The organism is Insulibacter thermoxylanivorax (assembly GCF_015472005.1).
Classification (GTDB): Bacteria; Bacillota; Bacilli; order Paenibacillales; family DA-C8; genus Insulibacter; species Insulibacter thermoxylanivorax.
The window spans coordinates 43,324-59,026 of the sequence record NZ_BMAQ01000039.1 but is presented as its reverse complement, the minus strand read 5'-3'; the positions used below and the strand labels follow the sequence as shown (position 1 = coordinate 59,026).

The 15,703-nt window shown below is 48.8% G+C and carries 20 protein-coding genes, 1 pseudogene and 1 riboswitch; all 21 genes and pseudogenes read left to right on the top strand.

Features of this window, described 5'->3' with window-relative positions:
• The first annotated feature begins 99 nt into the window (after positions 1–99).
• The 21 genes and pseudogenes from cdaA to PRECH8_RS12650 all read left to right on the top strand — a co-directional run bounded on the left by cdaA (position 100) and on the right by PRECH8_RS12650 (position 15,685).
• A complete protein-coding gene (cdaA, locus tag PRECH8_RS12750; RefSeq protein ID WP_200967482.1) occupies positions 100–909 on the top strand; it encodes a diadenylate cyclase CdaA in 810 nt (269 codons plus the stop codon).
• Complete coding sequence (locus PRECH8_RS12745; RefSeq protein ID WP_200967481.1) at positions 902–2,329, top strand: CdaR family protein; 1,428 nt, start codon at positions 902–904, stop codon at positions 2,327–2,329. The genes cdaA and PRECH8_RS12745 overlap by 8 nt, the downstream gene beginning before the upstream one ends.
• A 100-nt stretch (positions 2,330–2,429) precedes the next feature.
• Entirely contained in the window at positions 2,430–3,770 is a 1,341-nt protein-coding gene (gene glmM, locus PRECH8_RS12740) for a phosphoglucosamine mutase (protein WP_200967480.1), read from the top strand.
• A gap of 805 nt (positions 3,771–4,575) precedes the next feature.
• Entirely contained in the window at positions 4,576–6,405 is a 1,830-nt protein-coding gene (gene glmS / locus PRECH8_RS12735) for a glutamine--fructose-6-phosphate transaminase (isomerizing) (protein ID WP_200967479.1), read from the top strand.
• Between the two features lie 497 nt (positions 6,406–6,902).
• Positions 6,903–7,202: a DUF2089 family protein gene (locus PRECH8_RS12730; RefSeq protein WP_200967478.1), complete on the top strand. Its 300-nt coding sequence runs from the start codon at positions 6,903–6,905 to the stop codon at positions 7,200–7,202.
• On the top strand, positions 7,183–7,491 hold the full coding sequence (locus tag PRECH8_RS12725; protein WP_242457573.1) for a hypothetical protein: 309 nt from the start codon (positions 7,183–7,185) through the stop codon (positions 7,489–7,491). The genes PRECH8_RS12730 and PRECH8_RS12725 overlap by 20 nt, the downstream gene beginning before the upstream one ends.
• Before the next feature lie 103 nt (positions 7,492–7,594).
• Positions 7,595–7,744, top strand: a complete 150-nt coding sequence (locus PRECH8_RS12720; RefSeq protein WP_200967477.1) for a hypothetical protein — start codon at positions 7,595–7,597, stop codon at positions 7,742–7,744.
• Positions 7,745–8,123: 379 nt separating this feature from the next.
• A pseudogene (locus tag PRECH8_RS14560) lies at positions 8,124–8,270 on the top strand (hypothetical protein); the annotation flags it as partial.
• Between the two features lie 9 nt (positions 8,271–8,279).
• A complete protein-coding gene (locus PRECH8_RS12710; protein ID WP_028107378.1) occupies positions 8,280–8,606 on the top strand; it encodes a YnfA family protein in 327 nt (108 codons plus the stop codon).
• Between the two features lie 92 nt (positions 8,607–8,698).
• Positions 8,699–9,028, top strand: a complete 330-nt coding sequence (locus tag PRECH8_RS12705) for an ArsR/SmtB family transcription factor (protein WP_200967476.1) — start codon at positions 8,699–8,701, stop codon at positions 9,026–9,028.
• A 30-nt stretch (positions 9,029–9,058) separates the two neighbouring features.
• The gene (gene arsB, locus PRECH8_RS12700) at positions 9,059–10,099 is read left to right on the top strand and encodes an ACR3 family arsenite efflux transporter (RefSeq protein WP_200967488.1); all 1,041 of its coding nucleotides are present in this window, start codon (positions 9,059–9,061) and stop codon (positions 10,097–10,099) included.
• 4 nt (positions 10,100–10,103) lie between these two features.
• Positions 10,104–10,526: an arsenate reductase (thioredoxin) gene (arsC, locus tag PRECH8_RS12695; RefSeq protein WP_028107376.1), complete on the top strand. Its 423-nt coding sequence runs from the start codon at positions 10,104–10,106 to the stop codon at positions 10,524–10,526.
• A 61-nt stretch (positions 10,527–10,587) separates the two neighbouring features.
• Positions 10,588–10,647, top strand: a riboswitch (Fluoride riboswitch).
• A 53-nt stretch (positions 10,648–10,700) separates the two neighbouring features.
• Positions 10,701–11,096, top strand: coding sequence for a fluoride efflux transporter CrcB (crcB, locus tag PRECH8_RS12690; protein WP_028107375.1), 396 nt, complete (start codon positions 10,701–10,703; stop codon positions 11,094–11,096).
• Complete coding sequence (locus PRECH8_RS12685; protein WP_200967475.1) at positions 11,089–11,442, top strand: fluoride efflux transporter FluC; 354 nt, start codon at positions 11,089–11,091, stop codon at positions 11,440–11,442. Before crcB ends, PRECH8_RS12685 begins: the two co-directional genes overlap by 8 nt.
• 231 nt (positions 11,443–11,673) lie before the next feature.
• Positions 11,674–12,231 carry a cupin domain-containing protein gene (locus PRECH8_RS12680; RefSeq protein WP_200967474.1) on the top strand — a complete coding sequence of 186 codons (558 nt, stop codon included), beginning with the start codon at positions 11,674–11,676 and terminating at the stop codon, positions 12,229–12,231.
• Positions 12,232–12,699: 468 nt separating this feature from the next.
• Positions 12,700–12,879, top strand: a complete 180-nt coding sequence (locus PRECH8_RS12675) for a hypothetical protein (RefSeq protein WP_200967473.1) — start codon at positions 12,700–12,702, stop codon at positions 12,877–12,879.
• Positions 12,880–13,136: 257 nt separating this feature from the next.
• Complete coding sequence (locus PRECH8_RS12670; RefSeq protein WP_200967472.1) at positions 13,137–14,198, top strand: methyl-accepting chemotaxis protein; 1,062 nt, start codon at positions 13,137–13,139, stop codon at positions 14,196–14,198.
• The gene (locus tag PRECH8_RS12665) at positions 14,195–14,377 is read left to right on the top strand and encodes a hypothetical protein (protein WP_207161801.1); all 183 of its coding nucleotides are present in this window, start codon (positions 14,195–14,197) and stop codon (positions 14,375–14,377) included. Before PRECH8_RS12670 ends, PRECH8_RS12665 begins: the two co-directional genes overlap by 4 nt.
• Before the next feature lie 103 nt (positions 14,378–14,480).
• The gene (locus PRECH8_RS12660) at positions 14,481–14,687 is read left to right on the top strand and encodes a Uma2 family endonuclease (RefSeq protein WP_200967470.1); all 207 of its coding nucleotides are present in this window, start codon (positions 14,481–14,483) and stop codon (positions 14,685–14,687) included.
• A gap of 226 nt (positions 14,688–14,913) precedes the next feature.
• The gene (locus PRECH8_RS12655) at positions 14,914–15,306 is read left to right on the top strand and encodes a DUF6508 domain-containing protein (RefSeq protein WP_200967469.1); all 393 of its coding nucleotides are present in this window, start codon (positions 14,914–14,916) and stop codon (positions 15,304–15,306) included.
• Positions 15,307–15,502: 196 nt separating this feature from the next.
• Complete coding sequence (locus tag PRECH8_RS12650; RefSeq protein WP_200967468.1) at positions 15,503–15,685, top strand: hypothetical protein; 183 nt, start codon at positions 15,503–15,505, stop codon at positions 15,683–15,685.
• Positions 15,686–15,703: the final 18 nt, after the last annotated feature.

The window sequence follows — 15,703 nt, the reverse complement described above, 5'->3', positions numbered from 1 at the left end:
GCGGGATTGTTTGGAACTGTATAAAATAGAGAAAGAACTCAAATTTCATGAAGGTTTCATGAAGTTGAAGAAAGCAAACGTCCGGGTGGAGGATTGACGATGGAATTGTGGACTAATATAAGAGTGTGGGACATCATCGATATTCTCATCGTCAGTTATGTCATTTACAAGCTGATCATGCTGGTGCGCGGAACCCGGGCAGTCCAACTTCTAAGGGGGATCTTCGTCCTCCTCATCGCATGGGGATTGAGTGTGGCTTTTCAGCTGCATACATTGAACTGGTTGATGAATCAGGCGTTTACCTTCGGGGTGCTTGCGATCATCATCATCTTCCAGCCGGAACTAAGACGGGCTCTGGAACAGCTTGGACGGGGGACGCTCTTCTCTCGTTCATCTAACGCCGAGGACACGGAGTTTAAGACGCTCATCGCTGAAGTGATCAAGGCGCTGAACTATTTCTCGAAGAACAAGATCGGTGCGCTAATCGTGTTCGAACGAGAGACGGGGCTGATGGATGTGATCGAATCCGGTACCAAGCTGAATTCGAATATAAGTTCCGAACTGCTTATCAATATCTTCATTCCGAACACTCCATTGCATGATGGAGCGGTCATCATCAGCGGCAATCAGATCATGGCAGCGGGCTGTTACCTGCCTCTGTCGGAGAATCCCTTCATCAGTAAGGAGTTAGGAACCCGCCATCGCGCAGCTATCGGTATGACGGAGGTATCCGATGCTGTCGTACTGGTCGTATCAGAAGAGACGGGGCAGATTTCTTTGTCGATCAATGGACAAGTTGTCCGCGATATCAAGGAAGAATCGCTGATCTCGAAGCTGTTTGAAGAGCTGAGGCCTAACAAAGACAACAGCAAGAAACCATTCTGGAGAAGGAGAGGCCGCCGTGGATAGATTGTTGAACAACACAAACTTCGTCCGGGTGGTCGCTTTGTTGTTAGGGGTCTTGCTATGGCTGGTCGTTCGTTTGAATTATGAGCAGATCAATGTTAGGCCGAACAATCCCGTACTCCAAACGGATACGATCGTCGATGCCAAGGTAACCCCTGTCGGTTTGGATACTGAGCAGTATTATCTCAGCTCGATCGAACCGGAAGGGGTTGACGTTCATGTGCAGGGTACGTCATCGGCACTGAACCGAATTCCTAATTCACAGTATGCGATTATCGCTGACCTGACGGGTTTGACGGAAGGGATCCATGAAGTGGAACTGACGGCGCAGAACTTTCCGCGGGGCGTGGAGGTTACGCTGGATCCGGATGTCGTGACGGTGACGATCGAGCGGATGGAGACGAAGCAATTCGACGTGATCATCGAACTGATCGGTACGCCGGCAGAAGGCTTAAAGGCGGGGGTGCCTGTGGCCAATCCGTCCAGGGTACACGCTACGGTGCCTGCAAGCCGACTAGATGCGATACACAGCATCCGCGGCAAGATCGATATTCACGGAGCTGCGGAGACCATCGTCCGGGAAGTGAAGCTGGAAGCTTATGATGCGTCAGGCAAGCTGCTGGAGGATGTGGCGATCAGTCCGTCGATCGTCAGCGTAGAGGTTCCAATCACGCCGCCGATACGCTCTGTGCCGCTGCAAGTGAGCTATATCGGCCGACCGCCGCAGGGGCTCAGCGTTGCCGGTGTCAGTCAGGACGTTGAATTCGTCACGATCACCGGACCGCAGGAAGTGATCGATGCCATCGATTTCTATGAAGGGGTCGTGGTGGACCTGTCGCGGATTACAGCGGACCAGACGCTGACCCTCGAGATTCCGCTGATGAATCAGATCACGAGTGTAGAACCTAGAGAGGTCCGCGTCGCCATCGATGTGGAACCGACGGTGCAGCGCACCTTCGAGGCGGTGCCGATCCGGTTGTTCGGGGAACAGGGTGATTATGAGATAGCGATCACTTCTCCGGAGAGCGGAACGATCTCGCTCACCGTTGAGGGGGCGGAGGCGCTCGTCAGCCGTTTGACAGCAGGAGATGTGCAAGTGATCCTGGATGTCAGCAATATCGCGCCGGGAAGCTATGTACTGCCTCTGAGAGTGAATCTCCCGCGTTTTATCGAATTGGCAGCAGCTGATGATCTGCGGGTGAGCGTCACGGTAACGGAGGCTTCTGAGCAAACTTCCGGTCCTGTTCATGAAGAACCTGAATCGGTTGTTACGAAGCCTGAGCAGCCGCCGGAGGATAGACGGACCGACGATCCAGACAGCGATCGAGGCGGGAACCAGGACACCGGGAATCAGCCCAGTGAAGAGACGACTGATGATGAAAGGACGGCAGGTGAGCCGAGAAGCACGGCCAACACCGGCTGACTTGCCGCATACAAGCACAGAGCCCCCGTTCTGAGCATAGATAATATCTATACTTACGCATGATATGAAGACTAGACTTTAACGCAGAGGAGAGCGAAATATGGGGAAGTATTTCGGCACTGACGGCGTGCGCGGCGTCGCAAACCAAGAACTAACACCTGAATTGGCTTATCGAATAGGCCGCTGCGGAGGTTATGTATTAACGAGGCGGGCAGAGAAACCCACGGTGCTGATCGGCATGGATACCCGCATCTCCGGTCCTATGCTGGAGGCGGCATTAACAGCGGGGCTGCTCTCGATCGGTGCGCACGTCGTCCGCCTGGGGGTCGTAACCACTCCTTGCGTCGCCTATCTGACGCGCGTGATGAGGGCTGATGCAGGGGTCATGATCTCAGCTTCCCATAATCCAGTGGAGGACAATGGGATCAAAATTTTCGGCAGCGATGGATTTAAACTGTCCGATGAAACAGAGTTCGAGATTGAGCGCCTGCTGGATGAGGAAGAAGATCAGCTGCCTCGCCCGATCGGCGCCGGCCTCGGTACGGTGACCAATCATGAACATGCCAAGTTTCGATATCTGGAATATCTGAAGACAACGGTGAAGCATTCCTTCAAAGGCACGAAGATCGTCATGGACTGTGCGAACGGCGCTGCATATGAATTAGCGCCGCTGGTCTTCAGAGAATTAGGCGCTGAGGTCATCACGATTCATCATGAGCCCGATGGACTGAACATCAACCTGAACTGCGGCAGCACGCATCCGGAGCAGCTTAAGCAGGAAGTGCTGCGTCATAAGGCGGACTTCGGACTATCCTATGACGGGGATGCGGACCGGCTCATCGCCGTCGATGAGATGGGCGAAGAGGTCGATGGGGATTACATCTTGAGCATATGCGGCGCGGCTATGGATCGGGAAGGCCGCTTAAAGCATCGTACGATCGTGTCCACCGTGATGAGTAACCTCGGATTCTACAAAGCCCTCGAAGGTCTGGGGATCAGATCTGCTCAGACGGCCGTCGGCGACCGATATGTGATGGAAGAGATGCGAAAAGGCGGTTATAATCTCGGCGGCGAGCAATCGGGGCATGTGATCTTCTTGGACTACAGCACGACAGGAGACGGCATCTTGACGTCCCTGCAGCTGGCTGATACCATCATTGGCTCCGGCAAGCCGCTCAGTGAGTTGAAGAAGGTGATGACCAAATATCCGCAAGTTCTGGTGAACGTGCGCGTGGCGGATAAGAGCAAGTACGAAGGCAATGAAAGAATCGCGAAAGCCGTCCAACAAGCGGAAGCTAAGTTAGAAGGCAACGGACGCGTGCTGGTCCGGCCTTCGGGGACGGAGTCGCTCATTCGCGTCATGGTCGAGGGACCGGAGAAGGAATTGATCGAACAGTATGCGAATGAGATCGCCGAAGTGATTCGCGAAGAGCTGCAATAGCAATAGATTGACGGATTCGATGTTGATGGGAGGACGCCTCTCAAACACGGCACAGCTGATGTTTGAGGGGCGTCTTAATTTGTTTGAGGATGGAGTATGACTATAAATGACAGTTGCGAAAGTTCCCGGCTAAGCATAAAATGGGAATGACTAAAGAATAGAAAGGAGGATCGCAGAAACTTCATTCTTAAGCGCCAGAACTTATGACGGGCTTCGCCTATTAAGCAGACTGTGTAGATCGCACGGATCTAGAGAGCCTGAAGCAGCGCGGACGATCGGACGGTGGAAGCCGCGCTTCATAAGTTGACGAGGTGAAGGTGTTCGGATGTTTCGGCGGGGACCTTCCAGCCCAGGCATCGGGCTGTGAGTTAGAGACCAAAACGGCAGGGCGACTTGCCGGCCAAAGCTCTGACAGATGCAGAGATCTGTGTATGTAGATCGATGAATCGATAGAACCAGCATGCATGAATGGGACGGAACATGCTGGGCGCCGTTTAAAGACATAGAATATAGAATTAGGGGGAAATGAGAGTCGGAAACCGTCAGAAACGGTTAATAGAGATTAGATTAGATCGGAGGCTGCGGGTCACCTGCTCACGATAAGGTGACCCAGCTTTATCATTGCGAGATCGGTTGAACGGATTCTATGGTTTAAGCGGCTTACTGCAACTTAATCAACAGCAACTTAATCAACAGAAATCTTCAAAATGTTTATTGTTAATATGGTTATGAAAAAAAGCATCCAGATCGGATGCCTGGTTTCGTGTTGTCAATTTAGCATATAGGAGTTGGAGGGATTCAATCGATGTGCGGCATCATAGGATATATCGGTCATCGCAATGCGCAAGACATTCTATTGAACGGTCTCAGGAAGCTGGAATATCGCGGCTATGACTCAACAGGGATCGCAGTGGTTACGGATCAGGGCATGCAAGTGGAGAAAGCACAGGGGCGATTAGCGGTCCTGGAAGGCAGACTGCGATCACGGCCGCTGCATGGACGGATCGGGATCGGCCATACGCGCTGGGCAACCCATGGCGGACCTTCGGAGGTGAATGCTCATCCGCATAAGGACAGGGAGGGGAAGATCTCGGTTGTGCATAACGGCATCATCGAGAATTATCTCCCGCTTAAGGAAGAGCTGCAGTCAAAGGGGTACTCCTTCGTCTCGGAGACGGATACGGAAGTGATCGCCCATCTGCTTGCGGATCTGTATGACGGGGATATCGTGTCGACGGTACGCCGTGCGGTGAAACGGATGCGCGGCGCCTATGCACTGGCGGTATTGTGCAGTGAAGAACCGGATAAGCTGATCGCTGTGCGCTTAGCGAGTCCGCTGATCATCGGCATCGGTCGAGGGGAAAATTTTATCGGTTCCGATATTCCAGCGATTCTCGAATATACGCGGGATGTGTATATTCTGAACGACGGTGAGATGGCGGTGCTGACGAATGACGGTGTCGATTTGATGACGATCGAGGGGAATCTAATTACCCGGGAAATGGTTTATGTCGACTGGGATGTGCAAACGGCAGAAAAGGCCGGATATGATCATTTTATGTTGAAGGAAATCCATGAACAGCCGAAGGCATATCGCGATACGATGGGTGCAAGAATCAACGAATCCGATTCACGAGTGATTCTCGATGAGGTACGCCTGACCGCGGAGCAGCTGCGCAGGATTCAGCATATCCAGATCGTCGCTTGCGGAACGGCTTATCATGCGGGATTGGTCGGCAGGCAGGTGATGGAACAGATGGTGCGGGTCCCGACGACGGTAGAAGTGGCTTCGGAATATCGCTACCGCAATCCGATTATCAATGAGCATACGCTCGTCATCGTCGTCAGCCAATCGGGGGAGACGGCGGATACGCTGGCTGCGCTGCGGGAAGCGAAGCGGCAGGGCGCCCGCGTGATCGCCATTACGAATGTTGTCGGCAGTTCGGCGGCCCGGGAAGCGGACGATTGTATCATCACCTGGGCAGGGCCGGAGATCGCCGTCGCTTCGACGAAGGCCTATACTACTCAGCTCATCGTCTTCTATCTGCTGGGGATGCACTTCGCACAGCTGATGGGGACGATGGACCGCTCCAGCATCGTTGAGATCCTGAAGCATATGCGGCAACTGCCTGAGCAGGTACAAGCACTCCTCGACCAGTCGGAGCGGGTCAGAGCGACCGCTGAGCGGCTCGCAGAGCATGAGCATCTGTTCTACATCGGGCGGGGTCTGGACTATGCCGCAGCGCAGGAGGGGTCGCTGAAACTGAAGGAGATCTCTTATATTCATTCTGAAGCCTATGCCGCCGGTGAGATGAAGCACGGCACACTAGCGCTGATCGAGCAGGGGACGCCGGTCATCGCTTTGGCGACACAGACCGAGGTGATGGAGAAGACGATCAGCAATATCATCGAGGTGCGCGCTCGCGGGGCTTACGTGATCGGCATCGCTGCTCAAGGCAACGAGGAGCTGGAGAAGTCCGTGGATGAGGTATTCTATATCCCGCGAACGCTCGATCTCTTGACGCCTGCCCTGGCTATTGTGCCGCTGCAGCTGTTGGCGTACTATGCAGCGCTGGCAAGAGGCAACGATGTGGATAAACCGCGCAATCTGGCGAAGAGCGTGACGGTGGAGTGAGGTTGAGGCAAAACGGATCTTATAATCCCCGTCTTATCCACGTTAAATAAATCCTATAGAGGGAAAATATAAAATGTTCAAGAAGCCGAGGAGTGTCAGGAGTGATCCTTGATTACCTGCTCGGCTTCTTTTTTTCGTTTTCCTGCAAATGTATGCGAGAAATGGGTGAATTTGATCCATGGTAAAGATTAAAAACTGATATACATCGTTTGGAACGGGTCCTGTAATATATTCCTTTTTTATTTGCGATCGTTTCTGTTGCCATTTCAATATATTCTATTCTCTCCTTCTGTCATATACTTTTTCCATTAAACATGACTTGAGCAACATATTATTTATTCAATGCAGGATTCTTATATCCTTACTGTCTCAGCTGCGAGGGGGTTCTTATATAAAACTTGAAAATAAACATTTTATTTAATAAAATTAAAATAAAGTTGAATATTATTAAATATAATGTTATCATTTGTTTAACAATATAAAAGGGTGGGAGGCATATGGACAACAATCATATACCAAACTGGATTTTATCTTTGGACAGCGAGGATCTAGAATTTATCAAAAACTTTGTTCTTAATTCAGGTTCTTTGAAAGAAATTGCAAAACTTTATGGAGTCTCTTATCCAACCGTTAGGTTAAGGCTGGATCGTTTAATCGAGAAAATTAAAATCAATGATTCGATGGAAAACGAGGAATTTATTAAGTTTATCAGACGTTTGGCCATTGATGATCGAATCAGTATGGAAGATGCAAAATTGATCATAGAAAAATATAAAAATGAAAGGGTTGAGAAGTAAAATGGATCTTGGTTTTTATGGCGTTTTTATTGCTGCAGGTGTGTTGGGTGCACAATATTTCTTCTCAACAAGGAACCATGCACTTTGGGGAGCGATTATTCCTGCGGCCTATGCAGTCTTCATAACTTGGCTGTTTGTCACAAACCAAATCGATCATGTCATGAAATATGTGCTGATTCTACTGCTGGGACTTCTTTTTCTGTTGGGAGAATGGAAGAGCGGGCGAACCTATCTTCGTGAGAAAAGAAAAAAAGAGCTGGATAAAATGAGAGCCATGGATATGAACTAACATTAAGGTGCGCACAAAAGAGCGATGGCAGGCGTATGCCTTGTCATTCGCTTTTTGTTTCCGGCTTTTGATTCATAACGGCACGCCGCTCGTCGATGCATTTATGATCAAGCATAAGCCAAGGTCCATCTCGGTGCCGGCGGTTGGCGAGGTGCAGATTCGCGGCATTAGGGACGGCGGCGGAGGCGGCATTAGCTATGCGGTATGGTACGAATTGAACGGGACGGTACTTCAACGCCGCGCCGTTAGGTGAACATAATACCTATACGTTGATTAGGGAATAGCTTGCGGGATTCATCATGATCTGAACGAAACTGCATGCGAGCAGGATGCAGGAGGGCTTCATTCCTTATACCCTCGGGCAGGTGTTTAATCGACCCATTTTACCAAAAAATGGATGGGTCTATGTCCTTTACTTCTATTCACACGCAGAGCACGTGTGAATTTTATTTTTGCTAAAGGAAGTGAAGGCATGACCAAATTGTAAAATGAACTCTAGTACCAATTTGTCTCCTCCTGCATCATCAAAAAATTAAAACATCTTGGAGAAAGGAGCGGCCATTCGGTTCACATCGACCCAATGGAACAAGGACCCTTATGTCATCGGTACTCGCCGTAGAGTATGATCACGCATTGGTCCAGTTCATGCAAGGAAAATTTCAGCACACTGCGGGCAAAACGGACGACGCGTGCCGCTGGTGACGCTCAAGTCTTTGCTAAAACCTGCGGCTTTGGCGACGCTTGAACCTGACCGTGATTACGCCTTTTGCCCTAACCCGTGAAAAGTGATGATCAAGGCGATCATTTTGTTTCTGGCGGCAGGATTGGCGGAAATCGGTGGCGGGTATCTGGTTTGGCTATGGCTGAGGGAATCCAAACCGATATGGGTCGGCGTGCTGGGAGGGATAATCCTTGTGCTGTACGGGATCATTCCCACCCTGCAAAGCTTCCCGAACTTTGGCCGAGTATATGCCGCCTACGGCGGGGTCTTTATTATTTTGGCGGTCTTCTGGGGATGGTTCGTGGACAGGAAAACGCCCGATCTCTACGACTGGATCGGAGCGGTGATTTGCCTGGCGGGAGTTTCCGTCATGTTGTGGGGTCCGCGGTCTTGATCCGAAGGGAACAATTCGCATTTCCAAACAAGTTTATTTTGTATAACCATATAGTTATATGGTAAATTTATTATGAAGGAAGGTGAAAGGATGTGGACATCGTAAAATTGGCGGAGATGCTGAAAGCGTTGGCCGATCCCACCCGTTTGAAAATGCTCGCAATACTCCAGCATCGGGATTGTTGCGTATGCGAATTCGTTCCTGTGTTCAAGATCTCCCAGCCAGCGGTTTCCAAACATTTAAGCCGATTGAAAACGGCGGGGTTAGTCAAGGAGAGCCGCAAAGGGCAATGGGTGTTTTACTCTCTGAACCGTGAAGTTCTTGAACAGGTTGGATTGGCGTTGAGGCAGTTGCCCGACATGTCGGATGAATTGAAAGAGCTAGAAAAACAGGGACTATTGGTTAATGTTTGCTGTGAATAAGAAGGAGTGTATCACATGGGCAGTCAAAACATCAAAAGGTTGTCGTTTCTGGATCGGTATTTAACGGTGTGGATTTTTCTGGCCATGGTTGTTGGCATCGGTTGCGGCTACCTGTTTCCCAACATGGTGGACAACTTGAATGCTTTACAGGTCGGCACCACCTCCATTCCCATTGCCATCGGTTTGATCCTGATGATGTACCCGCCGCTGGCGAAAGTGCGATACGAGGAACTGGGCCATGTGTTCCGCAACGTGAAAGTGCTGGGTTTGTCCCTGGTGCAGAACTGGGTCATCGGGCCGCTCCTCATGTTCGTGTTGGCGATCATTTTCCTGCGGGGCTATCCCGAGTACATGGTTGGCTTGATTCTGATCGGTCTTGCCCGTTGCATCGCCATGGTCATCGTCTGGAACGATCTTTCCAAAGGGGACACTGAGTATGCGGCGGGCCTGGTTGCGTTCAATTCCATCTTTCAGGTTTTGTTTTATTCGTTCTACGCGTTCGTGTTCGTCACGATTTTGCCGCAGTGGCTCGGATTGGAAAGCATGGTCATCGAGATCACGATGGCCGAGGTCGCCAAAAGCGTGTTTATCTACCTGGGCATTCCCTTCCTTGCGGGGATGATCACCCGATATGCACTGGTGAAAACAAAGGGGAAAGCATGGTACGAGCGGGTGTTCATTCCGAAGATCAGCCCGCTCACCTTGGTCGCCCTGCTGTTCACCATCGTGGTCATGTTCTCCCTCAAAGGGGAGGTCATCCTTGAGTTGCCCATGGATGTGCTCAGGGTCGCGATCCCGCTTCTCATCTACTTTGTCGTCATGTTTGTGGTATCGTTTCTGCTCAGCAAAAAAGCGGGAGCAGGCTACCCCGTCTGCACGACGCTTTCCTTTACCGCCGCCGGCAACAATTTTGAACTGGCAATTGCAGTGGCAGTCGGGGTGTTCGGCATTCATTCGGGAGTGGCTTTTGTGGCGGTCATCGGCCCGCTGGTGGAAGTGCCCGTAATGCTGGCTTTGGTGAAGCTGTCGCTCTATTTCCAACGCAAATTTTTTTCCACGCAAGGAGGCTGACGAAATGGCGGAGAAACCGATCATCTATTTCCTTTGCACAGGCAATTCCTGCCGCAGTCAAATGGCGGAAGGGTTCGGGAAAAAATATCTCGGTGACCGTTTTGATGTGTACAGTGCTGGAATCGAGGCCCACGGTCTCAATCCGTATGCCGTTCGGGTCATGCGGGAGGTGGGCATCGACATCTCCAATCAGACATCCGATGTGATCGATCCCGAGCTGTTAAACAAAGCGGATTATGTGATTACGCTCTGTGGCGATGCCAACGACCGATGCCCGATGACACCTCCGCACGTGACACGCTGGCATTGGGGCTTTGACGATCCTGCCAAGGCAACGGGGACGGAGGAAGAAAAACTGGCGGTATTCCGCCGCGTGCGGGACGAGATTGGCGAACGAATCAAGCGGTTTCGCGACACGGGAGAATAGATACCAGAATACAGGCTGTTGGGATTGATTTTCGATGAAATAGGGAATATGATAGTGTCAACGCGAAATAGGCGATGGAGTTCGCCATAACCGCCTGACGGCTGATGACTCCTACCGATACGAGTGTATGGGTAGGGGTCTGTTTTTTTATCCAGCATTTCGGGAGGAATCAGCATGTCATATTTTTTGGTCGGAATTGCGGGGATCATCGGCACTTTGCTTCGGTATGTTTTAGGATTGTGGGTTCAACAATTGGTTCCGCAAACCTCGTTTCCCGTTGGCACGTTGGCGGTCAATCTGGTCGGTTGTTTCGCCCTGGGATGGTTTTTCCAATGGGTCATGGACAAAAACCGCATTTCACCTCGTGTTCGCACCAGCATCAGCACGGGTTTGATCGGCTCCTTTACCACGTTTTCGACGTTCAGTGTGGAAACCGTCCAATTGTTCCGTCAGGGACTATGGGGGAGCGGGATTGCGTATGTAGGGATAAGTATGATCGGCGGATTGTGTCTGGTTTGGATGGGAACGGCGGTTGCCGACAGGAGAAGGGAGAGGGTTCGACATGGCTGAGATCGGTTGGATAGCGGCGGGCGGCTTTTTGGGAGCGATGGCTCGTTACGCGATGGTTGCATTTGTTTCCGCCCGTTGGCCGACCAGGTTGCCTCTTGGAACGCTGTTGATGAATCTGATCGGTTCCTTTTTGCTCGGATGGATCGCAAGCAGTGGATTAAATGAACAGATAGCGTTTTTTCTGGGAACGGGATTCATGGGGGCGTTTACGACGTTCTCCACGTTCAAGCTGGAGAGCGTGAACCTGTTTCGATGGGGCGAAGGGAAAACAAGCCTTCTGTACATGGGGATGACGTACCTTCTCGGCATCGGAGCGGCATGGCTGGGATTTGGTGTGGGAATGTGACTTATTGACACATGAAAAATGGAGACCATTTGGCGGAGTTGGTCCGACAGGTGGGAAAGGTCTAAGCTGTTCAGGTTTCATGGCGACGAATGGCCACCGCTTTTTGTGGGTTTCTCCTCCTCACGATGCTTCCGTTTGCCCATGGATGTGCCCTTGTCACGCCTTACTGGGCAATTGCATAAAATAGTCGCAGATTCCGTTAATTCCAATCGAAGGAGAGTGAACACGGGATTGAATCCTTATTACGCCCACCAGTATTACAGCACACAGTGGTTCTATCCCATGCCCTCTTACTGTCCCCCACATCATGACTGGAGGAACTGGCATCCGTATGTTTGTGGTTATTCCAACAACTTGCTGAATGACGGGAACCCTCAAATCGAATTGAAAGATTATGGCGGAAAACCGTTCGTTGTCGATATTGAGAGGGCCGCCAAGCAAAATAAAAATTACCGAACCGCATTATGGACAGGAAAACATTTGCAAGTGACTTTGATGAGCATCGAGGTAGGAGGAGATATCGGATTAGAAGTTCATCCTGATGTTGACCAGTTTATCCGTATTGAACAAGGACAGGGACTTGTGCGAATGGGGGAACGAAAAGACCGTCTGGATTTTGAAAGAAGAGTGTCCGAAGATGACGCGATCATGATTCCAGCTGGGACGTGGCATAATGTAACCAATACAGGGCATGTTCCCTTGAAGCTGTATTCCATTTATGCTCCGCCCGAGCATCCGTTTGGCACGGTTCACAGGACGAAAGCCGAGGCCATGGCTGTTCATCGGTGATGGACAGCGTCGTTCTGATACCAAAGCACAAAAAAGCTGACGTGAACCCACGTGTTTGTCGCAGATCACCCGAACTGGGTTGTTCTGCGGCTTTTTGCTTTAAAACAGGATAGAGATGGAAGAAGCTCCGTTTGCATCAAAACCTTGCTACAGAGGCTTCTTCGATGAAACAGGGGAATGTCAGCGAATGCCTGTGACATAGATTTGCCCGATTACCTTTCGCCTTGCCCCTCTAAAATAAAAAAGATGATTCCTTCCAAAACACAGTTCCGAGACAGTTTCAAAATCAGTTTGGATAGAGCACCATTCGTTCTCACAAGCGATGGTCTTGGAGAGGGCTAGTGAGGTTCTAGGAAAAACTCTACAAGAGGCGTTTCATTAGCACGTTATGTTGACGGCTATAGGGAAAAACCTTTCACAACCGAAGCGAAAGCATTTATTCATAAAGAAATTGGGTTGCTCGACGAGTTGAATGTCAACGATAATTCCGATGCGAACGAGATCATCGGATATTTTAAAGAAATCAACGATTTAATTACGGAGGGCAGGAGTCTAGGAGAACGATCGAAAGGTGCTGTAAAATTGATTAAGGAAAAAGTTGTGAAGATGGCTGTTGAGCAGGATTTGCTGAAGATGATTGATTTGTAGACTATGGCGATAAGGATGTATGAAAATATATTTTTATTCGCTTTTTCCGATTGGGAATATTGATAACCAGTAGTTTTTTAAGTAAAATTCAAATTAGTGCAGGATAAATTCAGACAATTTTCGACAATCGTTTTTGGGTATGAAAGCACAATGAAAAGAAGTCACCGATTTGTATTCAATTGATTACATCCACCAATTATTACGGCAACTTACTTTACTGTATGTTCTATGCATTGCAACAAAGGAGGTAGCCCATCATGAAGCTTAACGTGAAAAATGTTAATCTAGAAAGAATATTTTTAGCCATGTTTCTGATCGTGGGAACAATCCCTGCTTTAGTAAGCAATTTTTTTGACTTGTTTATAATCGAATTTGTCTTTGTTATTTCTTTGCCTCTCATTGGTTTTTTTATTTTGAGGAAAATCGTGGTACGACCCATCAAGGAATTGATTGCCCGATCTCAGGCTGTGTTAGAAGGAGATTTAACAGAAGAAATCGCCGTTAAAGCAATCGGTGAAATTGGGGTACTTGGAAACACAGTTAACGAAATGACCAGAAGTTTACGAAATATGGCGATCAAAATAAAAAACGATGCGAAGAATTTAACAGAGGTGGCCATCTCATTATCGGCAGCGGCAAATCAATCGGAAAAGGCTATCCAAGAGCTTGCCGCAACCTTGGAGGAAGCTTCAGCAAGCACCCAGGAGCAAAACGCGAACACAGAAGAACTCCAGGCCACGTTTGAAGAAATGGGGGCAGCGATTGAGGAAATTTCGGCTTCGGCAGAACAAGCAAGTTCTGTTGCCAACAAAGCGATTCAAACTTCGCAAGATGGCGTCGACGCGGTTGAAAATGTGGTCCAACGTTTAGTTTTGGTGGATGAAAATACAGAAATAATGAAAGGGGTCATCTCAAAACTTGAGGAAAGTTCGCAACAAATATCCAAGATGGTGCAATTGATAACGCATATAGCGGAACAAACGAATCTGCTAGCCTTAAATGCGACTATTGAAGCCGCCAGGGCTGGCGAATATGGAAGAGGCTTTTCCGTTGTAGCAAATGAAATTCGAAAGCTGGCAGATGAAAGTGCAGATGCGGCCAAGGGCATTATTCAAATCGTGAATAATAACCTGAAAGAAACGCAACAAGCAGTGAACAGCGTGATTAAAGTGAAAGAGGAGATAATGATAAGTCGAGAATTGGCGGATAAAGCGAAAAGTGCTTTGTCTGTCATCATGACAGTACCCTTGAAATTAATCAAAATTCGGCAAGCATTGCATCCGCAGTCGAGCAACAATCTGTTGCGATTCAAGCCATGATGCAAGCCATAGAGACAATTGCGTCTGCCGCCCAGCAGATTGCCAGCGGATCGCAACAGGCAAGTGCAACAATAGAAGAACAATTAGCCACGGCTAACCTGATCAATGAATCGTCATCGAGCCTTCAAAACCTGGCAGAAGAGTTGGAAAAACTAATTGGTACTTTTAAAACTGAGTGAATCAATAAGATCGATTTGGATCAAGAGGAGGTATTGCAAGACTCCTCTTTTTCTTTTTGCTCGAATGGTATACTGGAAATAAAGAGAACAAGGTAATTGTTTGATGTCGAATCCAAACCATCATGACAATCTGCTGGGCAAAAAGAAGGATACGTATGCCAGATGTGCGGTTCCTGAGTATTGGGTTGCGGATCCATTTGAAAAAGCGATTAGGAAGTATGTACTGGTTGGTGGGACCTATCAGGAAACAGACAACTCGCGGTTGTTTCCCGACCTGCAGGTACAGTTGCTTGATAGTGATAAGGGTTGAAGGTTGTACAGGGATGAAATTAAGCACGCACAAGTGCCTCTGCAAGAAAAGAAACAGGACATTCCCCGCAAGGAATGCCCTGTCCGATGTTTCATCGTAAACAGAAGGGCAACCCTTGGCCTATTCCCCTTTAGAATTATGAAAGTGGTTCATAAAACCCGCATATGATTTATGAAAAGATCAGGCATCCAGGAACTCAACCTAAACGAAAAGAGGGGTCTCGCCATTGTATGACAAGGAAATCACGCCACAAGATATAGAAAAAATATTAAAACTTTATGCAAGTTTAAAGGAATTAGTGGGTGCGGATCAAATTGACGGAAGATTGCAAGAATTGACCCATGAACTACTTCAAACACTGTTTGAGACAGGTTTTCTGATGGTGTTTAACTGGCATGAGTGGCTTGACAGGAATGAAGTTTTTAAGGATTTAAACAAGGATATTCACGAAGAGATCGAGTCTGCGGATTTGGAAACCTTACGAAGGTTGATGACTTGCTACGTAAGAGGCGACAGATTTAACGAAGGATTGTTGGAGCGTATTGTAGCGGACGGCAAACTGCAATGCATTCTCGAAAGATTGCAGGAGATAAGAGATCAGTTGGAAGAAAGCAAGTAACCAGCCAATTGTTCACATATTCACAAGTTCATTTGAAAGAAAAAATCATGCCCATTCTGAAGAGTTTGCAAGAAGGCATTGTCATTTGGACAGCTCTTCGGTTTGACAAACAACATTTGTCGGCGGTGAAAGCATTTCTAAAGGAGAACCCGCATAAATACATCAATTTTATGGATTGGAGTTACATCCTGACGCGATGCAGGAGCTTGAAATATTGGATGAAATCGAAGCATTGGATATATGGCCGAATTTATGGCGAATTAACAAGATTGTGCAGCCGCTGAAACTGGTTTATCGGTATGAGCAAATGCCCAGCATGCACGTCGGGAGAGTGTATGTGGGCGAATATCGTTATGATTTTAATCGCATTGAGGTGTGAAAAGTGCCTGATGGAGTT

Coding starts and splice junctions, on each gene's coding strand:
- PRECH8_RS12685 (WP_200967475.1), top strand. CDS start 11,089: ATGGCTGAGATCGGTTGGATAGCGGCGGGCGGCTTTTTGGGAGCGATG.
- arsC (WP_028107376.1), top strand. CDS start 10,104: ATGGCGGAGAAACCGATCATCTATTTCCTTTGCACAGGCAATTCCTGC.
- cdaA (WP_200967482.1), top strand. CDS start 100: ATGGAATTGTGGACTAATATAAGAGTGTGGGACATCATCGATATTCTC.
- PRECH8_RS12710 (WP_028107378.1), top strand. CDS start 8,280: ATGATCAAGGCGATCATTTTGTTTCTGGCGGCAGGATTGGCGGAAATC.
- crcB (WP_028107375.1), top strand. CDS start 10,701: ATGTCATATTTTTTGGTCGGAATTGCGGGGATCATCGGCACTTTGCTT.
- PRECH8_RS12660 (WP_200967470.1), top strand. CDS start 14,481: ATGTCGAATCCAAACCATCATGACAATCTGCTGGGCAAAAAGAAGGAT.
- PRECH8_RS12665 (WP_207161801.1), top strand. CDS start 14,195: ATGATGCAAGCCATAGAGACAATTGCGTCTGCCGCCCAGCAGATTGCC.
- PRECH8_RS12650 (WP_200967468.1), top strand. CDS start 15,503: ATGCAGGAGCTTGAAATATTGGATGAAATCGAAGCATTGGATATATGG.
- PRECH8_RS12725 (WP_242457573.1), top strand. CDS start 7,183: ATGAAAGGGTTGAGAAGTAAAATGGATCTTGGTTTTTATGGCGTTTTT.
- glmM (WP_200967480.1), top strand. CDS start 2,430: ATGGGGAAGTATTTCGGCACTGACGGCGTGCGCGGCGTCGCAAACCAA.
- PRECH8_RS12720 (WP_200967477.1), top strand. CDS start 7,595: ATGATCAAGCATAAGCCAAGGTCCATCTCGGTGCCGGCGGTTGGCGAG.
- glmS (WP_200967479.1), top strand. CDS start 4,576: ATGTGCGGCATCATAGGATATATCGGTCATCGCAATGCGCAAGACATT.
- PRECH8_RS12670 (WP_200967472.1), top strand. CDS start 13,137: ATGAAGCTTAACGTGAAAAATGTTAATCTAGAAAGAATATTTTTAGCC.
- PRECH8_RS12730 (WP_200967478.1), top strand. CDS start 6,903: ATGGACAACAATCATATACCAAACTGGATTTTATCTTTGGACAGCGAG.